This window comes from Mesorhizobium sanjuanii (genome assembly GCF_002529485.1).
Lineage (GTDB): Bacteria > Pseudomonadota > Alphaproteobacteria > Rhizobiales > Rhizobiaceae > Mesorhizobium > Mesorhizobium sanjuanii.
This window is the reverse complement of the sequence record NZ_NWQG01000293.1, coordinates 1-6,475: the sequence shown is the minus strand read 5'-3', so window position 1 is coordinate 6,475 and position 6,475 is coordinate 1. Positions and strand designations below refer to the sequence as shown.

6 protein-coding genes and 1 pseudogene are annotated in these 6,475 nt (G+C 61.9%); 6 read left to right on the top strand and 1 reads right to left on the bottom strand.

Features of this window, described 5'->3' with window-relative positions:
• Positions 1-173: 173 nt before the first annotated feature.
• The 6 genes from CN311_RS31260 (at position 174) to CN311_RS31235 (ending at position 6,319) form a co-directional block, all read left to right on the top strand.
• Positions 174-1,190, top strand: coding sequence for a hypothetical protein (locus tag CN311_RS31260; protein WP_097577425.1), 1,017 nt, complete (start codon positions 174-176; stop codon positions 1,188-1,190).
• Between the two features lie 116 nt (positions 1,191-1,306).
• Entirely contained in the window at positions 1,307-2,593 is a 1,287-nt protein-coding gene (locus CN311_RS31255; RefSeq protein ID WP_097577424.1) for an ABC transporter substrate-binding protein, read from the top strand.
• Positions 2,594-2,657: 64 nt separating this feature from the next.
• Positions 2,658-3,596 carry a carbohydrate ABC transporter permease gene (locus tag CN311_RS31250; protein WP_245441002.1) on the top strand — a complete coding sequence of 313 codons (939 nt, stop codon included), beginning with the start codon at positions 2,658-2,660 and terminating at the stop codon, positions 3,594-3,596.
• A complete protein-coding gene (locus CN311_RS31245) occupies positions 3,593-4,426 on the top strand; it encodes a carbohydrate ABC transporter permease (protein ID WP_097577423.1) in 834 nt (277 codons plus the stop codon). The genes CN311_RS31250 and CN311_RS31245 overlap by 4 nt, the downstream gene beginning before the upstream one ends.
• A 4-nt stretch (positions 4,427-4,430) precedes the next feature.
• Positions 4,431-5,561 (top strand): ABC transporter ATP-binding protein, encoded by a 1,131-nt coding sequence (locus tag CN311_RS31240; RefSeq protein ID WP_097577422.1) that lies wholly within the window; start codon positions 4,431-4,433, stop codon positions 5,559-5,561.
• A gap of 29 nt (positions 5,562-5,590) precedes the next feature.
• On the top strand, positions 5,591-6,319 hold the full coding sequence (locus CN311_RS31235; RefSeq protein ID WP_097577421.1) for an SDR family oxidoreductase: 729 nt from the start codon (positions 5,591-5,593) through the stop codon (positions 6,317-6,319).
• Positions 6,320-6,333: 14 nt separating this feature from the next.
• Here CN311_RS31235 and CN311_RS31230 read toward each other — a convergent pair.
• Positions 6,334-6,475, bottom strand: a pseudogene (locus CN311_RS31230) (IS110 family transposase); the annotation flags it as partial.

The window sequence follows — 6,475 nt, the reverse complement described above, 5'->3', positions numbered from 1 at the left end:
ATGCAAAAGGTCCTGCTCATTTATGCCTGCGAACAGGTGTCGACTGGTAAAATTTCGAGAGAGTTAGATAGCTATTGACAGATTATGAAAAGAATCGGCATATGGCTGCAGGTCTTTGGCGGCGAGAGGACGCGCGCCGCGGCCCGAGCCGTCCAGAATTTTGAGGAACACCGATGCTCACGAGACTCGATAGAAAACTGGCGAACATCCGGGCGGGCAACTACAAGCCCACCGACTTCATCATCGCCGATGCCAAGGACAGCGATGTCGGAGCGGGCGTGACCGCGACCGGGTTCGACTATTCGGCAAGACCGCCGCGCCGCCGCAGCCGCCAGGAATTCATCGCGCAGATCGAGGCGATCATCAGGCAGGACATCGTCGACATCATGCTGGTGTCGCAGTCGAATCTCGAACTGCTGGACGAACGTGCCGCCTTTCTTGGCAGCGAGGTGAAGCCGGCGATCCGCGCCAATCTCGAAACCATGTGCTGGGGGGCGGTCCGGCATGGCGTCTATACACAGACGCCATCCATTCCCTTTCGCGATGCCAATCTCGCCCGCCTCGTTGCCAACTATCCGACGAGCGGCACGAATCTCGGCCTGTACTCGGTCTCCTTCAGCAACAATATCGAGCTCGATATCCGCACATTGAACGCCTTTGCCGAATTCCGGGCAGAGGCTGCCAGCCACAATTTCAAATATTTCTACGAGGTCTTCAATCCAAGCGTCGACATCGGGCTCAGCCGTGAGGAGATCGGCGAGTTCGTCAACGACAATATCATCAAGTCGCTGGCAAGCGTGCCGCGCGCCGATCGGCCGCTCTTCCTCAAAACCCCGTACAACGGACCGAAGGCGCTGGAAGAGCTCGTCAATTTCGATTCCGAACTCATTGTCGGCGTGCTCGGCGGCGGCGCCGGAACAACGCGCGACACGTTCGAGCTCGTCGCTCAATCCGAGCGCTACGGCGCGCGGCTGGCCCTCTTCGGGCGCAAGATCAACCTCGCCGAGGCGCCGCTTCAGCTGATCATTCTGATGCGAGCGGTCGCAGACGGGGAGATGGAGCCGGAAGAGGCTGTCCGCGCCTATCACGGTGAACTGCAGAAACTGGGCCTTGCCCCCAACCGGTCGCTGGCGGACGACCGGGCCATTACGGAGGACGTCTTGAAGGTCGCGGCTGCCAAGGCCGCCTGACCACTGACAGGGAGACGCCATTTCGTCTCCTTCGGAACGTGGCCCCTGAGGGGTTACGACGCCCGCGAGTAAGAGGCCGCGTGGCGCGCATGCTTGGAGAAAAAGGGAGGAACATAATGAGGAAAATGCTGTTTCTTGCGACGACCATCCTTACGGCGGCTCTTGCCGCCGGTTCGGCCTGGGCCGACGAGAAGGAAGTGACGGTCTGGTCCTGGTTCATCCAGAGCACGATGGACAAGTCGATCGCGGCTTTCGAGAAGGCCCATCCGGACATCAAGGTCAAATACACCTACTACAACTATTCTCCTGAATACATCACCGCGCTGAAGGCGGCGGCGGCTTCAGGCAGTCTGCCTGACGTCATCGGCCTGCAGCCGGGATCGCTGACACAGCAGTACCGGGACAATCTGGAGGCGGTGAATGAGCGCGCCGAGAAGGAATGGGGCGCGGACTGGGCGCAGAAGATCTTCCCGGTCAATCGCAAGCAGATGCAGATGGGCAATCCGGCGGGAGACAAGAACTACTACATCGTCCCGCAGGAATCGCAGGTCCTCTGCATCTGGTACAACCGCAAGATCTTCGAAAAGCTCAACATTGCCGCGCCGAAGACCTATGACGAACTCAAGGCGGCGGCCAAGGCGCTGACCGACGGCGGCTATATCCCGATGTTCCAGGGAGCGGCCGACGGCTGGCAGAACGAGAACGTGTTTCTGATGCTTGCCAACCAGTTCTCGCCCGGCATCGTCGACAAGGCACAGGCCGGCGAGACGCCATGGACCGCGCCTGAACTGGTCGAGGCCATGAAGGCCTGGAAGGGACTCTTCGACGACGGTATCTTCCAGCAGGGCGCGCTCGGCGCCCATGCCTATCCGACGGGCGCCCAGCTCTTCGCGCAGGGCAAGGTCGGCATGATGGCGCTCGGCTCGTGGTGGATGCAGGAAAGCAAGTTCCCGCCGCCGCTTTCGGAGTATGTTCAGAACATGGAAGGCTTCGACTTCTTCTACATGCCGCCAGTCAAGCAAGGCAATCCGGCGAGCCCACCGGTCGGTGGCATCGATATCGGCTACGGGCTGACAAAGAACGGCGGCAAGAACCCGGCTGCATGGACCTTCCTGGCGGAGCTGACCAATGGCGCCGGCTTGCAGGAAGCGCTGAACGACCTCAACGATCTGCCGGCCTTCGAAGGCCATTCACCGAAGGGCGATATCACCGACCACGTGAAGGAGATGTCGGCACGCTTCATGACCGACCTGCCAAAGGCCGAAAACCAGAGGTTTGCCTCGCCGGCCGTCGCCGAGGCTCTGGACAACGCCCTTGCCGCTGTCGCGGCCGGCAGCACCGAGCCGGAGGCAGCACTTGCGACCGTGCAGGCGGCGACCGAAAAGGCGCTCGCCGCTCAATGAACCGCAGCGGCCGGCCGGGCGCTTGCGAGCGCCCGGTCCCCGTTGATCTGACAGGGTGAGCATTATGCGCGCAGAAGCCGTGCGAGCCGGACCCGCGGCGGCGATCGAACGGCGGCCGGCATCGAGAACCTCGACGCTCTATCTCTTCGCTCTGCCGGCGACGCTTCTGTTCGTCGTCTTCATTGCCTATCCGATCCTCTGGGTGGCCGGACAGAGCCTCTACATTCGTTCGGGCAGCGGCGTATCTTCCTTCGCCGGCCTCGCGAATTATGTGACGGTTCTCGGTGATCCGACTTTCTGGATCGTGGTGCGCAACATGCTTTTGTGGGGGGTGATCACCATCCCGGTGCAGATGCTTATCGGTGGGCTGCTTGCCTATTTCATCGAGCGGCATACCCATGCCCTGCGCGGCTTCTTCCGCACCATGTTCTTTCTGCCGGTCGTCACCTCGGTTTCGGTCATCAGCCTGGTCTGGGTGCAGATCTATGCGCCTTACTACGGCATCGCCCAGGAATATCTGAAGCATGTCGGGTTCGTCATGATGACCTCGCCGATCGGCGACCCGAAGATGGCGATCTATGCGCTCATCCTCGTCAACATCTGGCAGTGGACCGGCTTTTCGATGCTCATGTACATCGCCGGCATCGCAAACCTGCCGAGCGAGGTGCTGGACGCGGCGCGCGTCGACGGGGCGAGGGGCTGGCGGCTTGCAGTATACGTCATCGTGCCAATGCTGGCACCGGCGACCAAGTCGTTGCTGCTGCTGGGCGTCATCGGCACGTTGCAGACCTTCCCGATCGTCCATCTGATGACCGGCGGCGGCCCGAACCGCGCCAGCGAGGTGTTCGGCACATTCATCTTCAAGCAGAGCTTCGTGCTCGGCGACACCGGCAGCGGTGCGGCCCTTTCCGTCATTGTGCTCGTCGTCGCGCTGGTCCTTTCGCTGCTCCAGATCGTGACGCTCGGCGCCCGCCTGACGCCGGCCGGAAAGGAGCGCGCGTGACCCCGCTTGCCCGCTCCCGTCTTCGCAGCACCGTGATCCACTTGGTTCTCTTCATCGTGCTCGGCTTCTGGATGATCCCGCAGGTCTACATGCTGTCGATCGGTCTCAGGACGCCGGCCCAGGCCTTCGATGCGGCGCTCTTCACCTGGCCGGTCACCTTCGACAACTTCGTCACGGTCATCCGTGACAATCCGCTTGGCGGCATCTTCCTCAACAGCCTCATCGTGACGGTCGCGACGGTGGCGATCGTGGTGGCCGTCGCCTCGCTCTTCGCCTTCGCCTGCGCCATCCTGCGGCTCAGGGGCTCGCTCTTCCTCTACACGACGCTGCTGACGACACTCATGGTGCCGCTCGCCTCCATGGTGCTGCCGCTTGCCATCCTGCTCAAGAATTTCGGCTGGGTGAACACCTATATCGGCCTGATCCTGCCCTATGCCGCGCTTGGCGTACCCTTTGCCATGGTCATCCTCAAATCCTTCCTGGAGGATGCGCCGCGCGAGCTTTTCGAAGCGGCGCGCGTCGATGGCTGCAATGCTTGGCAGACCTATTGGCACGTGGCGCTGCCGCTGGTCAGGCCAGCCCTTGTCTTCGTCACGATCTGGCAGTTCATCGTCACCTGGAACGAATTCTTCCTTGCCCTCATCGTGCTCACCAAAGCCGAGATGAAGACACTCACCATCGTGCCGATGCAGTATTCGGGCCTCTACATGGCCAATCCCGGCGCGCTGTTTGCGGTGCTCGCGCTGATCGCGCTTCCCCTCATCCTCCTCTATGTGCTGGTCCAGCGCGCCTTCGTGCGCGGGCTGCTCGCCGGCGCGGTGAAAGGCTAGATCCATGGCGACGCTTTCGATCGACAAGATCACCAAGGCTTTCGGCAGCGTGACAGTCATTCCCGAACTGTCGCTCACCATCCCCGACGGCGAATTCTGCGTGCTTGTGGGACCGTCGGGTTGCGGCAAGTCCACGCTGCTGAGGATCATCGCCGGCCTGGAGCCGGTCAATTCAGGGCGTATCCTGGTGGATGGCGTCGACATGAGCGATGCCGAGCCGCCGGAACGCGGCGTGGCCATGGTCTTCCAGTCCTACGCGCTCTATCCGCATATGGATGTCGGCCGCAATATCGGCTTCGGCCTCGAGATCGGCCGCACCCCTTCGGCTGAGATTGCCGAGCGGGTGCGCCGCGCCGCCGACAAGCTGCGCCTGTCGTCCTATCTGCGGCGCAAGCCGCGCGAACTCTCCGGCGGTCAGCGGCAGCGCGTGGCGATCGGCCGGGCCATAACCCGCAAGCCGAAGCTCTTCCTCCTCGACGAGCCGCTTTCCAATCTCGATGCGGCGCTGCGTGTCGGCATGCGCGTCGAGATCGCGCGCCTCAAAGCCGAACTCGCATCGACGATGATCTACGTCACCCATGACCAGGTTGAGGCGATGACGCTTGCCGACCGCATCGTCGTGATGGATGGCGGGCGGATCGAGCAGGTAGGCACGCCGCTCGAACTCTATCACCGGCCCGCCAATCTGTTCGTCGCGAGCTTCATCGGTTCACCCGCCATGAATTTCCTCAATGGCCGGGTTGCCTCCGTTCAGGACAAGCAAGCGACGGTCCGTCTGGCATTAGGCCCCACGCTTGATGTCGCCATCTCCAGGCCGCTCGAACCGGGCGATGACGTCGTCCTTGGCATTCGGCCGGAACATATTCTCCTCTCGGCCGGGGAGCACGCGGATGCACATGTCGTGGAGGCTGGCGTGGTCGAACTGTTGGGCAGCGACACCTTCATTCATGTGCGGAACGGCGAAGAGAACCTGGTTATCCGCGACAGCAGCGGGCGGGTGGCGCGCGCCGGGGATCGCCTTGCGATCTCCTTGCCGCCTGCCGCCTGCCATCTCTTCGACAAGACCGGCGACAGAATCTCCGAAAATGCACCCACGCGCTGGGAACCCATACCCGCAAAAGCGCGGATCAACTGACGGCAGCCAAGGACTACAAGGAGGAAAATATGACGGATTTCCAGGGGCGACCCATTCTGGTCACCGGCGGCAGTGGCGGAATCGGGGGCGCCGTCGTTCGCCATCTGGTGGCGGCCAATGCTGATGTCATCGCCGCCGGCCGCTCGCGCGAGGCACTCAATGCGATCGCAGGCGAGACCGGCTGCCGCACCCTGATCTTCGATCTCGCCTCGGAGGAGGAAATCCGCAACGCTCTCGAAGGGCTCGACCTCTGGGGCGTCGTCAACTGCGGCGGCTTCGGCGGCGAAATCGCAACGCCCATGGATACCGACATCGCCATCTTCGACAAGGTCATCACCATCAATGCGCGCGGCGCACTGCTCGTCACCAAATATGCCACGCAGTCGATGGTCCGGCTCAAGAAGGGCGGTGCGATCGTCAACGTGTCGAGCCAGGCCGCGCTCGTTGCCCTGGAAGGGCATATTTCCTACGGTTCGTCGAAGGCGGCGCTGGAAAATATCACGCGCGTTTCAGCCCTTGAACTCGGGAAGTACGGAATCCGTGTCAACAGCGTCAACCCGACGGTGGTGATGACGCCGATCTCTTCCGGGCATTGGAGCCAGCCGCATGTCGCGGAGCCGTTCTTGAAGCAGATGCCGCTCGGCCGCTGGGCAACCGAGGATGAAGTCGCAGCGCCGATTGTTTTCCTGCTCAGCGATGCGGCGTCGATGATTACCGGCGTCTCGTTGCCGATAGATGGCGGCTATACCTGTCGTTAAAGTATCCGTTTTGATCAAGGGGTTTTAGGGGTCCATTTTCGCTGCGCCTTGAGGAGAGCGTTTGCGAGGATGATGAGCTTTCGCATCAACGCGGTGATGGCAACCTTTGGCGGTTTGCCTGCCGCCTTTAGCGCCTGGTATTTTGCCTTTAGGTTC